The sequence below is a fragment of the Novosphingobium rosa NBRC 15208 genome (assembly GCF_001598555.1).
GTDB lineage: Bacteria > Pseudomonadota > Alphaproteobacteria > Sphingomonadales > Sphingomonadaceae > Novosphingobium > Novosphingobium rosa.
This window is the reverse complement of the sequence record NZ_BCZE01000065.1, coordinates 1-15,863: the sequence shown is the minus strand read 5'-3', so window position 1 is coordinate 15,863 and position 15,863 is coordinate 1. Positions and strand designations below refer to the sequence as shown.

Below are 15,863 nucleotides of genomic sequence, written 5' to 3'. Positions count from 1 at the left end.
TCGGCCATGGCGATGTACCGGGTGCGGAGCAGCCCGGATGCTGTGCGAAAGGATGCCATAACGGCCATGCGCGCAAGCGTGGCAGAGGCGGGAAAACTCCGCGCTGATCTTGATCGGGCGCAAGGATGGCGCACCGCGCGTCTGGCAGAAGGGATGCATGACGATGCTTGTCTGGCCCTATTACCCCGATCTGCTGGCGCGACCCGTGCCGCGCTACACCAGCTTTCCCACGGCGGCGGAATTCGCGCCGCTTGGGGGCAGCGCTCTGGGGGAGGCGCTGGATGACACCTCGGGCGATATTTCGCTCTATCTCCACATCCCCTATTGCGAGCAAATCTGCTGGTATTGCGGTTGCAACACGGGCGCGGCCAACCGGCAGGGGCGGCTGACATCCTACCTCGATGCGCTGGCGCGGGAGATCGCGCTGGTGGGCGCAAGGCTGGATGGCCGGGTCAAGGTGAAGCGTGTGGCCTTTGGCGGCGGCAGCCCCAACGCCATCAGCCCCACGCAATTTGTGCGGCTGGTCGATGCGATCACGCTGCATTTTTCGCTGGCCGATCCGGCGTGGTCGATCGAACTCGATCCGCGCACCATGACGCGCGACTGGGCTCAGGCCATGAGCGCGGTGGGCATCAGCCGCGCCAGCCTTGGCGTGCAGACCTTCGCCCCGCGCCTGCAGGCCGCCATCGGCCGCGTGCAGAGCGACGCGGTGATCGAGAGCGTGACCGATATGCTGCGCGAGGCGGGCGTCACCTCGCTGAACTACGATCTGATGTATGGCCTGCCGGGCCAGACATGGGATGATCTGGAGGCCTCCCTGGCCCGGACGGCTGAACTGGGCGCGGATCGCGTCGCGCTTTTCGGCTATGCCCATGTGCCGCATCTGCTGCCGCGCCAGCGCCGCATCGAAGCCGCCGCCTTGCCGGGTCAGGAGGAACGCTTCGCCATGGCGGCGCGCGGCTATGCCTCTCTGGTTGAAACAGGCTATCGCCCCGTGGGTTTCGACCATTTCGCCCGCCCCGGCGACCCCATGGCGCAAGCCGCTTTGGGTGGCAGGCTTCACCGCAACTTTCAGGGCTTCACCGATGATGCCGCGCTGGTGCTGATCGGGCTGGGCGCCTCGGCCATTTCCAGCTTTCCCCAAGCCCTGATCCAGAACGAGAAAAATGCCGGGCGCTACCGCATGCTGCTTTCGCAAGACCGGCTGACCGGCGGCCACGGCATCCTGCGTTCCGACACCGACCGCGCGCTGGGCGCCATCATCGAGCAGATCCTCTGCCATGGCCGCGCCCGCATCGGCGGCGATCTGGCCATGCAGCATGCCGCCGCTCTCGCGCCCTTTATGGAGCGCGGGCTCGTCGATGTGGAGGCGGGCCTGCTCACCATGCTGCCCGGCGGCCTGCCCTATGCCCGCAGCATCGCGGCCATCTTCGATCCCTACAGACAGGACAACACCCGCCGCTTCAGCTCGGCGGTGTAGCTTGACCGCTGCCCCGCCATGGCTAGAACGCGCCCATGGCCAAAGCTGATCGTCTCGACCGCCTCGACAAGCAACGCATCGATTGGGAGGCGGACTACCGCGCCGCCCTGATCGAGGCCCTGAAGGTGGCCGCCGCAGGCCAGTGGGGCCTCTTCGATCACCGCGCCGACAAGGTTGCCCGTAAGGCCGTCGCCCCGACCATCGAGGCGCTGGAGGATTTGGCCCACAGCATCGACGAAGCCCGCGAGACGCTGTTCCTTGAGCCCTTCGAACTGCATCGCGAATTTCTGGCCGCGCGGGGCCCGGTGGCCTCCAACGCAGTAGGCGAGCCGAAGCAGGCGCGGGCCTGGCTGGATCGATTGGCGGCAGAGAAGGATTAAGGAAGATGCGAGCGTGTAACACCCTCGCATCTTCTTCAAACCTTGCACCCAAAAAAGGGCGGCCACCCACAAGCAGCCGCCCTGAAGTTGGGGAGAAATCCTTCACGACGGAAGGAACGATGGGGACGCTTGAGGCCGAGACCCCATCTGTCCGGAACCCCCGATCCGAGGCCCCCATCGTGGCATTGCGGATTTGCCGGGTGACGCCTCCGCCATGCGTGAGATCGTCCTAGGCCAGCGCCGCAGCGCCGGCCTTGATCGCGGTCAAATTCAGCGCGAGGCGAGGTCGGTCAGCGTCTTGGGCGTCAGCACCTGAGGCAGGCTTTGAGGTGTCGAAGCGGCTCCGCGGCCATACCAGACATAGAGCGGCACGCCTGCCGCGCCGCGGGTTGTCAGATAGCGGGTGATGGCCGGATCGCGGCGCGTCCAGTCGCCTTTCAGCACCACCACGCCGGCCTTGGCGAAGGCGTCGCGGGTGGCTTCGCGCTCGATGGCGACGCGCTCGTTGACCTTGCAGGAGAGGCACCAGTCGGCGGTGAAATAGGCGAAGACGGGATGGCCTTGCGCCAGCGCCTGATCCAGCGCCTGCTGGCTGAAGGGCTGGGTGGGGAGCAGGCCCTCGGCCTCGGCGGAGGGCGCATGGACGGTGCGTGGCAGGAACGTGGCGGCACACAGGGCCAGCACGGCGATCTGCCCCAGCGCCTGCAGTCCGCCGCCCAGCGTCACGCGCTGGGTGCGGCCCAGATTCGTCAGGATGCCGACCAGCACGATGGCGAAGACAAGGCATGCGCCCGCGAAGCTCCATCCGCCAAGGCGGCTGGCCAGCCAGAACAGGCCCAGCGCGGTCAGGCCCATGGGCACGGCCATGGCCTTCTTGAACCAGCCCATCCACGGGCCGGGCTTGGGCAGGGCGCGGCGCAGCGCGGGGATATAGGCGATGGCGAGGAAGGGCAGGGCAATGCCGAAGCCCAGCGCCACGAACAGCAGCATCGCCGGGGCGAAGGGCAGCAGCACCGCCGCGCCCATCGCGCCCGCCATGAAGGGCCCGGTGCAGGGGGTGGCGACGAAGGCGGCGAGCAGCCCGGTGATGAAGGCCCCGCGCGCGGTGTTGCGCTTGCCGGGCAGGGCGCCGCCCTGCGAGGCGAAGCTGGGGGTCAGGAATTCGAACAGGCCCAGCAGATTGGCGGTGATCGCCACGGCCAGCAGCAGCAGCGCGGCCACCACGCCGGGCTCCTGCAATTGAAAGGCCCAGCCTACCTGCTGACCGCCCGCGCGCAGCGCCAGCAGCAGGGCGCCAAGCCCGGCGCAGGTGACGATGACGCCCGCCGAATAGGCCAGCCCTTCCACGCGCGCTTCGGCTTCGCTCTCGCCCGCGCGGGCAAGGCTCAGCGCCTTGAGGCTGAGGATCGGGAAAACGCAGGGCATGATGTTGAGCAGCAGCCCGCCCGCAATCGCCGCCAGCACCAGCAAGGGCAGGGGTGAGGGCTTGGGCGGGGCATCCGTGGCGGCGGTGTCGATGGGCGTGCCATCCGTGGGCACCGGGCCCGGCACGGCGGCGATGGTCAGCCCGTCGCCATTGCGGTTGAGGCGCAGCACGGCGTTGAAGCCCGCCGGATTGGCGGCGGCGCCCTGCGCGCGTTTCAGCGTGACGATCAGCGTGTCGCCGGAGCGGGCGAAGCTTTGAGGCGCGGCATAATCGATGGCGCGCTCGTCGGCGGAGAAGACATGCGGGCGCTCCAGCGTGGCGCTGGCGGGGAAGGGGATGCCAAGGCGCAACGTGTCGCCCTGCACCGCGATATGCGCCTGAGAACCCAGCGGCGCGGGCAGCTTGGCGCGCCATGCGTCGAAGCGGGCGTCATGCTGCGCGGGGAAGGCCGAAATCTTCAGCGTGGTGGAAAGATCGGCGCTTTCGGGCACGCAGATCTGCTCGGTGCAGGCCAGCCACTCGGCCTTGACCGAGATGGGCAGGGTGCCGCCCGGCCTGGCGTCGGCGGGCACGGTGAAGGGCACCAGCAGCGCATAGTCCGACTGATAGACATGGTTCATCAGCCCGCCGACCACCAAAGTCTCGGGCACCGGATATTGCGGCGTGCCCGCGCTGGCGCCGGCGGGCAGATGCCATGTCAGCTGCAGCCCGAGGCCCGCGTCGCCCGGATTGAGCCAATAGCCGTGCCAGCCCTGCGAGGGATGCATATCCAGCGCCAGCGTGGTGGCCTGCCCGGGCTGCACGGTGTTTTCCGCCACCAGTTGCGCCGCGATATGGTTGGGCGCCGCGGCTTGCGCCTGGGCCATGCCGATGGCGAAAGCCGCCAGCAGCGCCATGCTCCATGCGATCAACCGATGTGTCAGACTTTGCAGTGCAATCGGCAGGAAGGGGTGGCGTGATGGCAGGCGGACTGGCATGGGGAACTCCGGACAGGCAGGGCGCTTTCGCAACCGCGAAACATCGCGCTGTCATGCAATGATGGCATGCATCTGCCGCCGTCGCCAGAATTTTGCAAGGAAAGCTCTGTGTCTCCTATCAATTCACTAGGAATTTCTTGTGCGCGAGCCCTGCGAGCCCGCCGTTCGGGCGTTGCGCTGCTGGCTTTGCTGGCCACGCTGGGCGGCTGCACGCAGGACCATCCCCGTCTCACGCCTGTGGCCCAAAGCGCCCCCGCGCCCGAACCGACCGCGCCCCCGAAGCTGGTGGTGGCGATCTCCATCGATCAGTTTTCCGCCGACCTCTTCGCGCAATACCGCCAGCATTTCACCGGCGGCTTTGCGCGGCTGATGCAGGGCGCGGTCTTCCCCAGCGCCTTCCAGAGCCACGCCGCCACCGAAACCTGCCCCGGCCATTCCACGCTGCTGACGGGCGCTCACCCCAGCCGCACCGGCATCATCGCCAACAACTGGTTCGATCTGGACGCGAAACGCGCCGACAAGCGCGTCTATTGCGCCGAGGATGAGAAAGACCCGCAATCCTCGGTGGAAGACCCGGTGGTCTCGGCAGTGCATCTGCGCGTGCCCACGCTGGGCGAGCGGATGAAAGCCGCCAATCTGGCGACGCGCAATGTGGCTGTGTCCGCCAAGGACCGCGCCGTGGTGATGATGGGCGGCCACACCATCGATGAGGGCTATTGGTGGAAGGGCGGGGCCTTCACCACCTTCCGTGGCCGCGAGCTGGCCCCCGCCGCCGTGGCGGAGAACGCCACCACCGCCGCGCTGATCGCCAGCGGCGCGCCCGAGCTGCCGATCCCCGCATGGTGCCAGCCGCGCGACCGCGCCATCGAGGCGGGCGAGGCCGTGGTGGGCACCACGCGCTTCACCGTGGAGAAGGGCATGGCCGATACGCTGCGCGTCTCGCCGCGCATGGATGGGGCGACGCTCGATCTGGCGGCGCGGCTGGCCAGCGATATGGCGCTGGGCAAGCGCGATGCCACCGATCTGCTCTCGGTCAGCCTTTCAGCGACCGACTACATCGGCCACGCCTATGGCAGCGAGGGTGTGGAGATGTGCGTGCAGATGGCGCAGCTCGATGCGCAGCTGGGCGCTTTCTTCAACCGGCTCGATGCGATGGGGTTGGATTATGCGGTGATGCTCTCGGCGGACCATGGCGGGCTCGACACGCCCGAGCGTCTTGCCGAGCAGGGGCTGCCGCGCGCGGGCCATGTCGATGTGGCGTTGGCGCCCAACCGACTGTCGGCGGTGATCGCGGGCAAGCTGAACATCAAAGCCGCCAGCCCGATCATCCGCGCCGACGGGCCCTTTGGCGATTATTACATCAGCCACGATCTCACCCCCGCCCAGCGCGACAAGGTGCAGGACGCGCTGGTCGCGCTGCTGAAAGCCCATCCGCAGGTGGCCTATGTCTTCACCAGGGAGGAGATCGCCCGCACGCCCTTGCCCGCCGCTAACCCGCAGGACTGGACGATGCGCGAACGCGCCCGCGCCTCCTTCGATCCCGAGCGGACGGGCGATGTCTATGTGATGCTCAACCGCGCGGTGGTGCCGATTATCGCGGCCCGCCCCGGCTACACCGCCACCCACGGCAGCCCCTATGATTACGACCGCCGCGTGCCACTGCTGTTCTGGCGCAAGGGCCTGCCCGGCATGGAGCAGCCCCAGCCGGTGGAGACGGTGGACATCGCCCCCACGCTGGCTGCGCTGATCGGGCTGAAGGTGCCTCAGGGCGCTTTCGATGGCCGCTGTCTGGATATCGATGGTGGACCGGGCAACTCCTGCGTGCCAAAGTAACGAACCCCCAAACACCGGTTGGCTGTCGGCACATCATCACCTAAGGGGTTGGCCATGAGCACTGCGAACACTGAGAACTCGCCCGGTCATCATCAGGATTCGGGGGATCACCGCGATCTGGTTATTCTGGGTGGCGGCCTCGTAGGCATGACGCTGGCGCTGGCCGCCGCGCGCAACGGCATCACGGCCCATGTGATCGAGCGCGCCGACCCCGCCGACCTCACAGCCGAGGGCGCCGATGGCCGGGCCTCGGCGATTTCCTCGGCCAGCTGGAACCTGTTCCGCCATATCGGGCTGGAAGAGGCGCTGAAGGATCTGGGCTGCCCCATCGAGGCCATTGCCGTCACCGATGCCATGCGCCCGGGCCGCATCGACTTCCGCCCCAAGCCCGATGAGGGCACGCTGGGCCGCATGTTCGCCAACCGCGACATCCGCCTCGCCCTCTTCGAGGCCGCCCGCCACGAAACCAACATCGCCTGGCATACCCGCGTGGAAGCCGTGAAGCGCGAGCGCGGCGATCACGGCGTGGCCGTGACGCTCAGCGATGGCCGCGTGGTGAAAGGCAGCCTGCTGATCGGCGCCGAGGGCCGCCGCTCGCCCAGCCGCGACGAGGATGGCATCGGGCTGGTGGCGTGGGATTATAGCCACCGCGCCATGGTCACGGGCCTGATCCACGAAAAGCCGCATGACGGCGTGGCCTGGGAAATCTTCTACTCCGCCGGGCCTTTCGCCCTGCTGCCCCTGCGCGACCTGCCCGATGAAGATGGCAAGGGGGTTCGGCACCGCAGCGCGCTGGTCTGGACCGTGCCCGAGAAGGACGCCAAGGGCGTGATCGGCATGAGCGACGTCGCCTTCATCGCCGAAGTCTCCAAGCGGATGGACGGCCTCTATGGCAAGGTGGAACTGAGCGCGCCGCGCATGTCCTATCCGCTCTCCTACCAGAACGCCACGCGCATCACCGGGCATCGCCTCGCGCTGGTGGGTGACGCCGCTCACGGTATGCACCCCATCGCCGGGCAGGGCCTGAACCTTGGCCTGCGCGATGTGGGCGCGCTGGTGGAAGTGCTGACGGAAGGCATGCGCATCGGGCTGGAGGCTGGCGACGCGCAGCTCTTGAAGCGCTACGAGAACTGGCGCGCGCTGGACAACTTCACCACCATGAGCGTGATGGACGGCATCGTGCGCCTGTTCGGCGTGCCGGGCCGCACGGCCAGCGCGGTGCGCCGTCTGGGCATGGGCGCGGTGCAGCGCATGCCGATGCTGAAGCGCTTCTTCATGAATGAGGCGCGCGGGATGAGCGGGAAGCTGCCTTCGATCCTGCAGGCTTGAAGAAGGAATAAGCAGGGGGTGTTACACCCCCTGCACCCCCATGACGTCTCCCGACACGAAGCAAGCGCATGGGGATGGCCTTGCGCCAACGTCCCGCCGCCGGAGGCAGTTTATTCCCTGCGGGGCGGCGAGGTCGGGCGCAAGGATCGTGCGCCACTGCCGCTTCGTCGGGAGACGTTATGGGAGCGCGAGGGGATAATCCCCTCGCTTTTCCTCTTCCTTACTAAACCCCTTTAAATATCGCCTTTAATGCTCTCACTCGGTTCAGGCGCGGGCGTAGGGCTGGGCGTTCCCGTGGCCGAAGCGCCGGGCGTCTCCAGCGGGCTGGGCTGAGCGATTTCTCGCCCGGCGCCATCGTGCAGGGTTTTCGGCTCCAGCAAAGCGGTCGTCTCGATCGCGTCCAGAGCGCGCTGGGCGGTATCGTAGCGCTGCGTCTGCGCGATCCAGTCAGACGCCATGGACGCGCCCGGCATCAGGCGCACGTCCGCGATGGCGTCCTCCACCTTGCCCTCCTGCAAGGCCACGCGGGCGTGATCCAGCCGCAAACGCGGGTCGGGCGCGGCAGAGGGGCTTTCGTGGCGCAGCACGAAGAGGTCGGCGAATTCGCGCTTCACCCGCGCCCAGCCGCTTTCGGTGGGGGGCGATTTCGCCAGCATCGGGCCCAGCGCCTCAAGGCGCGCGGTCAGGCGGTCGAGGGTGACGGGGTCATGCGCGAAGGTGATGATGGTGGCCACGGCATCGGGCTGGGCGGCGCCGAAGCGCAGCTTCAGCTGATCTTCGAGGTAACCGAGCGGCGCGCCTTTCTGTACCAGACGGCGGGTGGCGAAAGCCACCAGCAGCGCCTCGGCGCGGGCGGCATTGCCGGAGGCGGCGGCGGCTTCGAGGTCGAGCTTGTCGAGCTTCTGCTCCAGCCCGGCGACGCGTTCCTCCATCGCGCCCTGCGTCTGGGCGAGGGCGGCGCTGGAGGGCTGGGGAGGCGTGGGCGCGGCCACGGGGGCGGGCTCGAAACTCCATGGGGCGATGCCGAATCGGCTCAGCCAGCCTTCATGGGCGACCTCGCCCATGGCCACGGCTCCGGCGCCAAAGCCCACCAGCATCGTCAGCACCAGCAGCGGCCAGCGGCGCGGGCGTGGGTAGCCCGCAGCACCTTTGGGCGCTGTTTCTGTTGGCTGATTCGGAAAATCCTCGATCAAACTATTCTATCCCCACAGGCGGCGCGAGAGTGTGGCACAGTTGTGACGCCAGCGCCAGCAGGCTGCGATCCTCGGGGTTGGGCGCGGTGTGGATGGAGCCCCAGCCTTGCCCTGCCGCCGCAGTCACGCGTGAGCCGATGGTGGCGAGATGCAGGCGCTGGCGGGGCAGCGCCAGACGGTCGATCTCGGCAGCGAAATGGCTGGCGGCCTGCGCGGAGTGCAGCGCAACCACCACGGCGGGCAGGGCATGGGTCAGGATCAGGCGCGCGATGGCGGAGGGCAAGGGCAGCGGCACGGCGCCATAGACCACGCGCTCGATCAGGCTGACATGGGGCGGCGGGCAGAGCGCCACCCGCTCCTGCCCGGCGAGGCGCAGCAGGCGGGGGTGTGCGATGGGCACGCCATCGAGGACCGATTGCAGGCCGCCGCTGCCGATGGCGGCCACCTGCAGCCCGGCTTTCAGGGCGGCCTGTGCCGTGGCCTCGCCCACGACATAGGCGGGCTTGGCGGCATAGGCGGCCAAGGCTGGCCCGGCATGGCGCAGGGCATTGGCGCTGCCGATCAGCAGAGCGTCCACCCCGGCGGGATCGGGGGCCTGCCATGCGAAGACCTCGATGGCGAAAAGCGGAGTCGCTACTGCCTGCACCCCCAGCGTTGCGGCGGTGGCGCAACTGGCGGCATTGCCCGGTTCGGGCCGCAGGATCAGCAGCGGGGGTATCAACTTCCGGGGCCGGAGAAATGATCGGTGATCGTGGAGGGCGAGCGCTCCAGAAGATCGCGCGCTAGTGCCGTGACGGGGGCGTGATCGCCGGGGGTGAAGCGGGTTTCCCCTGCCACGCGCTGCGCGCCATCGGGGCTGAAGAGCGCGGCGGAGAGGTGGATCTGCTCGCCTTCGAGGCCCGCCTCTGACCGCGTCAGCACGGCCAGCGCGCTGTGGCAAGTGCCGCCCAGTGCGGCCAGCAGGGCGCGTTCGGCCAGCACGGCGTGGCGGCTGGGGGCGTGGTCGATGGCGGCGAGCAGGGCGATGGTGGCGGCATCGTCGCTGCGGCATTCCACGGCGATGGCCCCTTGGCCCGAAGCGGGCAGGAAGGCCGCTTCATCCAGCGGCGTGCCCACATTCTCATGCCCAAGCCGGTTGAGCCCGGCCATCGCCAGCAGCGTGGCATCGGCCTCTCCGGCCTCCAGCTTGCCCAGACGGGTGGCGACATTGCCGCGAAAGGGCACAATCTGAAGGTCAGGGCGCAGATGGAGCATCTGCGCCGCCCGGCGCGGCGCGCAGGTGCCAAGCCGCGCGCCCTGCGGCAGCGCCTCGACAGACGCCGCGCCGACCAGGCAGTCGCGCACATCCTCGCGCGGCAGGATGGCGGCCATGGCCAGCGCATCGGGGCGGATCGTTTCGACATCCTTCAGGCTGTGGACGGCAAAATCGATCTCATGCTCATGCAGCCAGCCGTCTAGCTCCTTGGTCCACAGCGCCTTGCCGCCGACATCGGCGAGCGGGCCTTTGATCCTGTCCGCGCTGGCGGTGACAGGAACGATGGTGATGGCATCCTCATCCCAGCCATGGGCGGCGCACAGGCGGGCGCGCACCTCATGCGCCTGGGCAATGGCCAGCGGCGAGGCGCGGGTGCCAAGGCGCAGGCTGCGGTCCGGCGCGGAGGAGTGTGGCATAAAGGTTGCGGTTTTCGGGGCTGGATGCGTATCGACCATGGGCGCTTGTGCTAATGGGCAATCTCGCTAAGGGGAAGCGGCTGAGCAGCACCTTCTTTGCAAAAACCGGCCCAATCCCGGAAAATTGTGGGCCAGCTTCGGAAAAACGACGTCTTGACGATCATTCTCGGCATAGAATCCTCCTGCGATGAAACCGCCGCCGCGCTGGTCAGCGACGGGCGGGTGATCCTTGCCCAGCATATTGCCAGTCAGGATGAGCAGCACCGCCCCTATGGCGGCGTGGTGCCCGAGATCGCCGCGCGCGCCCATGCCGAGCGGATCGCCCCCATGATCGAGGCCACGCTGGCCGATGCTGGCATGTCTCTGGCCGATGTCGATGCCATTGCCGCCACGGCGGGCCCGGGGCTGATCGGCGGGGTGATGGTCGGGCTGGTGACGGCCAAGGCCTTGGCGATGGCCAGCGGCAAGCCCTTGCTGGCGGTCAATCATCTGGAGGGGCATGCGCTTTCGCCGCGTCTGGCGGATGGCGAATTGTCTTTCCCTTACCTGCTGTTGCTGGTGAGCGGCGGCCATTGCCAGATCCTTTGGGTCGAGGGCGTGGGGCAGTACAGGCGCCTTGCCACCACCATCGACGATGCGCTGGGCGAGGCCTTCGACAAGACCGCCAAGATCCTGGGTCTGGGCTATCCCGGTGGCCCGGCAGTGGAACGTCTGGCCGCCACGGGCCATGCCAAAGCCGTGCCTCTGCCACGCCCCCTGCTGGGCAGCGCCGAGCCGCATTTCTCCTTCGCTGGCCTGAAAAGCGCCGTGCTGCGGGCCAGGCAGGCGGGGGGGCATGCCGATGCCGACATCGCCGCCGCCTTCCAGCAGGCCGCCATCGATTGCGTGCTGGACCGGCTGAAGCGCGCCATGGACGCTCTGGGCGAGCAGCTTGGCCGCGCCGATGCTCTGGTGGTGGCGGGCGGCGTTGCGGCCAATAAGGCGATTCGCGGCAGCCTTGAAACTCTGGCTGGCGAGCGGGGCCTGCGCTTCGTCGCGCCGCCGCTTGCGCTCTGCACTGATAATGCCGCCATGATCGCCTGGGCGGGACTGGAACGATTCGGAACCGGGGTGAGTGACGGACTGGATGTGGCCGCAAGGCCGCGCTGGCCGCTCGATCCGGATGCCAGCCCGGTGCGCGGGGCAGGGGTGAAGGCATGACCGGGATTTTCTCCGTGGACGCCCGGATCGGCGTGATCGGCGCGGGCGCCTGGGGCACGGCGCTGGCCACCATGCTGGCCGCTGACGGCACGCCTGTCGCGCTGTGGGCGCGCAGCCCGGCGCTGGCCGAAGAGATCAACGCCGCCCGCGTCAACAGCGCCTATCTCAATGGCGTCACGCTGGCGCGCACCATTGCCGCCACCAGCGATCTGGCCCTGCTGGCCGACAAGCCAGTGCTGCTGGTCGTCTGCCCGGCGCAGCATCTGGGCAAGGTGCTGGCCGGTCTGCCCGCCAGTTCCACCCCGCGCGATCTGGTGCTCTGCGCCAAGGGGATCGAGGCCGGCTCGGGTCGGTTGATGAACGATGTGGCGCGCGCCGCCGCGCCGAATGACCGTCTGGCGGTGCTGTCCGGCCCCACCTTCGCGCGCGAGGTGGCGATGGGCCTGCCCACCGCCATCACCCTGGCCTGCGAAGAGGGCGAGCCTCAGTGGCAGCGCCTGTCCGCGGCCATCGCGCGCCCGGCCTTCCGCCCCTATTATTCCGACGACATCACCGGCGCGGAAATAGGAGGCGCGATCAAGAACGTGCTGGCCATCGCCTGCGGCGTGGTCGAGGGGCTGGGGCTGGGCGAGAACGCCCGTGCCGCCCTGATCGCGCGCGGCTATGCCGAAATGGCGCGCTTCGGCGCGATGAAGGGCGCGCGGCCTGAGACGCTCTCGGGCCTCTCGGGCATGGGCGATCTGGTGCTGACCTGCGCCAGCCGCGCCAGCCGCAACTATGCGCTGGGCTATGCGCTGGGGCAGGGGATGACCATGGCCGAGGCGCTGGCCGGCAAGGCCACCGTGGCCGAGGGTTCGCACACCGCCCCGGTGCTGCGCGATCTGGCGCAGGCCTCGGGCACCTCCATGCCGATTGTCGAGGCCGTCTGCCGCCTGCTGGCCGGGGAAGCGCCCGCCCATGCCGTGGTGACCGATCTGCTGGCCCGCCCGCTCAAGGCCGAACAGGCCGGACGGGAGCGCGGTGACTGATCCGATGCCTCACAGTGCTTCCCCCCACACTGCTCCGCCTGCTCCTGTCGATCCTCTCCCGCCTGCGGACGGGGGCGATGGCAAACAGGATATGGCCGCGCTGGCCAAAGGCGGACGGACCAATTTCCTCGGCTTTTTGATGCGGCTGGCGGGGAACATTCCGTTCCTCTTCATCGCCGGGCGGCTTTATGGCGCGGCCTCGCTGGGGCGCTATGCCTATGCCTTGATCATCGTTCAGTTCGCGGCGATGCTCTGCACGCTGGGCCAGAAGCGCGGCATCGCCCAGCAGCTGGCCGAGGGAAAGCATCACCCCGCCAACATCGTGGCGAACAGCCTGCTGCTCTCGCTGATGCTGTCGACAGTGGCGGCGCTGTTCCTGTGGTTCGTGCCCGCGCCGATGTTCCCCAGCGGCAATTACAGCGATCTCGATCGGCTGCTGGTGCTGACGATCTTTCCCACCGCCTTTGGCGACATCGTGCTCTCCGCGCTGGCCTATCGCTACGATATCGCCACCACGGTGCGGGCGCGCTCGATTGTCGAGCCGTGGTCGCTTTCGATCACCGCCGGGCTGCTGTATCTTGTCGGCACATGGACATGGTTCGACGGGATGAAGGAAAGCGGCCTGTCGCTGGCCTATATCGTCTCGATCATCGCGTCGGCTTTGGCGATGGTTCGGCCCTTGATCCGCTCCTATGGCTGGCCGAAGCTGTGGCGGCCTCACCCGCTGCACATCGGCCGTCTGGCGCTGGACAATGCCCCGCTGGCCGTGGCCGACGCCGTGGAATGGGGCACGCGCAAGCTCGATATCGCCATTCTGGGCATCTTCGCCACGCCGACCTCGGTGGGCGTCTATTATGTGGCGCAGCAGTTCGCCAGCCTGCCGCAAAAGCTGAAGACCAGCTTTGAGCCGATCCTTGGCCCCGTCATCACCCGTAATCTGAAAGAACAGAATTACGCGGGGATCGCGCGGCAGGTCTGTCAGGTGGGCTTCTGGATTACCGCCGCGCAGGCGGGCATCGCACTGGCCTTGGGCATTCCCGGGCGCGGCGTGCTGGGGCTGACCGGCCCGCAATTTGTCGGCGGCCTGGGCGCTTTGTGCTTCCTGCTGGGCGCGGAAGTGGGCGCGGCGACGGCGGTGGTTTCCGAAGCGGCGCTGATTTACATCGCCCCCATGCGCAACCTCTTCGTCTCGGTGGCGACCATCGCCCTGCAGGCGGTGCTGACCGTGGCGGGCATGTATGTGGACCGCGCCTTCGGGCTTGACGAGATGGATCAGGCCAGCAGCGCGGCGGGCGCCCTGATGGTGACGCTCTCGATCGCCTCCATCGTCAAGTCGCAGATGCTGGCGCGGAGTCTGAAAATGCCGATCAGCACCTGGCGCTGGCCGCTGGTGGGGGCTGCCGTGGTGGCCTCGCTGGTGGGCTGGGCCATCGTGACATGGCTACCCGAGGCGTGGCAGATCGGCTTTGGCGTGCCCGCCATTCTGGCCAGCTATTGCGCGGTGATCTGGCATTTCGGCTTCGGCCCCGATGACCGCATGCTGTTCCGCCGCCAACCCGCCGCGCAGGAGCAGACCGGCTGATGGGCTGGCCCCGCGTTCTGGCTCGCTGGGCGCTGGGGCTGGGCGGATTGGCGCTGTCCGTGGGCATCGGTCTTGGCGATGAGGCCAGCCAGGGCGGTGCGATGGTCGGCTGGCTGAACGGCGAGGCCATGCGCGCGCTTGCCGCATCGGGCGGCGGCGATGTCCATGCCCGGTTTCAGGACCGCAACGGCTGGTTCACCCGCCACGCCATGCTGAGCGGCGGCGATGCCCTGCCGGACACTCTGCGCGCGCATCTGGCTCAGGCCGTGGCCGCCGTGCCCGGCATGGGCGGCGTCCATTGGGCCAGCGGCAGCCATAACCACGCCGCCGCCGCGCCCACTGAAAACCGTGATTGCGCGGGCGACGTGACCGCCATCCTCAAAAGCCGCAGCATCCGCTTCGCCGATTCCAGCGCTGCCATCGATCCCGCCAGCCGCCGCGCTCTGGACGAAGTCGCCGCCGCGCTGCGCCCCTGCGCGGGCAGCGTGATCGCCATCACCGGCCACACCAACGCCAGCGGCGACGAGGGCTTCAACCTGAACCTTTCGCATGAGCGGGCCCTTGCCGTGCGCTATGCTCTGGGCCAGCGCGGCATCGATATCGCCGATCTGCGCGCGCGGGGCATGGGCTCGGCCCGCCCCGTGCCCGGCCTGACACCAGAAGACGTGGCCAACCGCCGTATCGAGTTTTCGGTGATCGCCCCCGTCAGCCTTGAGCCGACTCTGGTCGACCAACCCGGCGCGGAACCCGCGCGTGGCGGCGATGCGCTTTCTCCCATGCCGCTGTGGCTGGAAATTGCCGCTTTGTCGGCCTTGACCTATAGTCTGGGGCTGGGCATCGGATGGGCGCTGTGGGTGCGGCGCATCCGCCCTGCCTGACACAGATTACTTGCAAGGACTCCGGCAATGCAGACGATAATCCAAACCAACGCCCTGGCCTTCGGCATCGTGCTGGTGGTCGGGCTGATCGTGGCATGGCTGCTGTGGGGCCGCAAGAAACCGGTCCGCGAACGCCACCGCAGCGCCGACGTGCTGGACGAGGGCGCCGGCCCCGCCAAGCGCAACCAGGCCTTTATCGATGCCCCCAGCGCCGCGTCACGCGTGGACCTGCGCGAGGCGGCGGGCGTTTCGGCGGCCCTTGGCGGCAGCGGCGCGAATCTGGGTGGGCTGGGCGATGTGGCGGCCTTTGCCGCCGCCGCCGAGGTGGCTTCCGCGCATGAGGAAGTGGCTGAGGTGGTGACTGCTCCGGTGGTGCATGAGGTTGCGGCCACGCCTGCGCCTGCGCCTGCTGCTGCTCCCGCTGCGGGTGGTGATGATCTGACGCGGTTGAAGGGTGTTGGCCCCAAGCTCTCGACGCGGTTGAAGGAGCTGGGCGTGGTCAGCTTCGCGCAGATCGCGGGCTGGTCGGAGGCCGATCTGGCGGCGGTGGACGCTCAGCTGGGCACCTTCGCCGGGCGACCCAAGCGCGACAGCTGGATCGAGCAGGCCGGGTTTCTGGCGACTGGCGATGTGGCCGGGTATGAGGCCAAGTTCGGGAAGCTGTAAGGTTTGAGAAGGAAGAGAAGATGCGAGGGCCATCGCCCTCGCGCTCCCTTTCATGTCTTCGTTGCGCTTCGGGTTCGGCCTTAGGACAAGGTCGCCGCGCCGCAGGCTATAACGATGGAAAGGCGCCCGGGCTTCCTGCCTGCGGCGCCTTTTCGTTGCGCTGGTGGAGAGGTGGGGCGCTAGGTTTCGGCGCCACGGCCCTAAAAGTCGGGAGACGGAA

General features: G+C 68.3%; 13 protein-coding genes. 9 read left to right on the top strand and 4 right to left on the bottom strand.

The annotated features are described in order from the left end of the window. Positions 1 to 157 precede the first annotated feature (157 nt). Together SR3_RS22000 and SR3_RS21995 are read left to right on the top strand one after the other, a co-directional pair. The gene (locus SR3_RS22000) at positions 158 to 1,480 is read left to right on the top strand and encodes a radical SAM protein (protein ID WP_068090792.1); all 1,323 of its coding nucleotides are present in this window, start codon (positions 158 to 160) and stop codon (positions 1,478 to 1,480) included. A 35-nt stretch (positions 1,481 to 1,515) separates the two neighbouring features. Further along, positions 1,516 to 1,860, top strand: coding sequence for a hypothetical protein (locus tag SR3_RS21995; RefSeq protein ID WP_068090733.1), 345 nt, complete (start codon positions 1,516 to 1,518; stop codon positions 1,858 to 1,860). A gap of 270 nt (positions 1,861 to 2,130) precedes the next feature. On the opposite strand, the gene SR3_RS21990 is transcribed toward SR3_RS21995, so the two are convergent. Then, positions 2,131 to 4,263 (bottom strand): protein-disulfide reductase DsbD family protein, encoded by a 2,133-nt coding sequence (locus SR3_RS21990; RefSeq protein WP_084455818.1) that lies wholly within the window; start codon positions 4,261 to 4,263, stop codon positions 2,131 to 2,133. Between the two features lie 117 nt (positions 4,264 to 4,380). On the opposite strand from SR3_RS21990, the gene SR3_RS21985 reads away from it, so the two are divergent. Then, entirely contained in the window at positions 4,381 to 6,096 is a 1,716-nt protein-coding gene (locus SR3_RS21985) for an alkaline phosphatase family protein (protein WP_407668194.1), read from the top strand. A 54-nt stretch (positions 6,097 to 6,150) separates the two neighbouring features. Next, positions 6,151 to 7,425, top strand: a complete 1,275-nt coding sequence (locus SR3_RS21980) for a UbiH/UbiF/VisC/COQ6 family ubiquinone biosynthesis hydroxylase (protein WP_068090729.1) — start codon at positions 6,151 to 6,153, stop codon at positions 7,423 to 7,425. 233 nt (positions 7,426 to 7,658) lie between these two features. Here the strand turns inward: SR3_RS21980 and SR3_RS21975 are convergent, their stop codons facing one another. From SR3_RS21975 to hemC, 3 genes are read right to left on the bottom strand one after another with little or no spacing between them, the layout of a single operon-like run. Continuing rightward, on the bottom strand, positions 7,659 to 8,618 hold the full coding sequence (locus SR3_RS21975) for an MICOS complex subunit MIC60 (protein ID WP_068090727.1): 960 nt from the start codon (positions 8,616 to 8,618) through the stop codon (positions 7,659 to 7,661). A gap of 1 nt (position 8,619) precedes the next feature. After that, the gene (locus SR3_RS21970) at positions 8,620 to 9,339 is read right to left on the bottom strand and encodes a uroporphyrinogen-III synthase (protein ID WP_245654050.1); all 720 of its coding nucleotides are present in this window, start codon (positions 9,337 to 9,339) and stop codon (positions 8,620 to 8,622) included. Next, entirely contained in the window at positions 9,336 to 10,289 is a 954-nt protein-coding gene (gene hemC, locus SR3_RS21965; RefSeq protein WP_068090726.1) for a hydroxymethylbilane synthase, read from the bottom strand. The genes SR3_RS21970 and hemC overlap by 4 nt, the downstream gene beginning before the upstream one ends. 153 nt (positions 10,290 to 10,442) lie before the next feature. Here hemC and tsaD point away from each other — a divergent pair, with 153 nt between their 5' ends. The 5 genes from tsaD to SR3_RS21940 all read left to right on the top strand — a co-directional run bounded on the left by tsaD (position 10,443) and on the right by SR3_RS21940 (position 15,643). Beyond that, positions 10,443 to 11,489: a tRNA (adenosine(37)-N6)-threonylcarbamoyltransferase complex transferase subunit TsaD gene (gene tsaD, locus SR3_RS21960; protein WP_068090725.1), complete on the top strand. Its 1,047-nt coding sequence runs from the start codon at positions 10,443 to 10,445 to the stop codon at positions 11,487 to 11,489. Continuing rightward, positions 11,486 to 12,517, top strand: coding sequence for an NAD(P)H-dependent glycerol-3-phosphate dehydrogenase (locus SR3_RS21955; protein ID WP_068090723.1), 1,032 nt, complete (start codon positions 11,486 to 11,488; stop codon positions 12,515 to 12,517). Before tsaD ends, SR3_RS21955 begins: the two co-directional genes overlap by 4 nt. 91 nt (positions 12,518 to 12,608) lie before the next feature. Next, positions 12,609 to 14,099, top strand: coding sequence for a lipopolysaccharide biosynthesis protein (locus SR3_RS21950; protein ID WP_068090721.1), 1,491 nt, complete (start codon positions 12,609 to 12,611; stop codon positions 14,097 to 14,099). Continuing rightward, on the top strand, positions 14,099 to 14,977 hold the full coding sequence (locus tag SR3_RS21945) for an OmpA family protein (RefSeq protein ID WP_084455816.1): 879 nt from the start codon (positions 14,099 to 14,101) through the stop codon (positions 14,975 to 14,977). The genes SR3_RS21950 and SR3_RS21945 overlap by 1 nt, the downstream gene beginning before the upstream one ends. Positions 14,978 to 15,004: 27 nt before the next feature. Beyond that, the gene (locus tag SR3_RS21940; protein ID WP_068090720.1) at positions 15,005 to 15,643 is read left to right on the top strand and encodes a hypothetical protein; all 639 of its coding nucleotides are present in this window, start codon (positions 15,005 to 15,007) and stop codon (positions 15,641 to 15,643) included. Positions 15,644 to 15,863 lie beyond the last annotated feature (220 nt).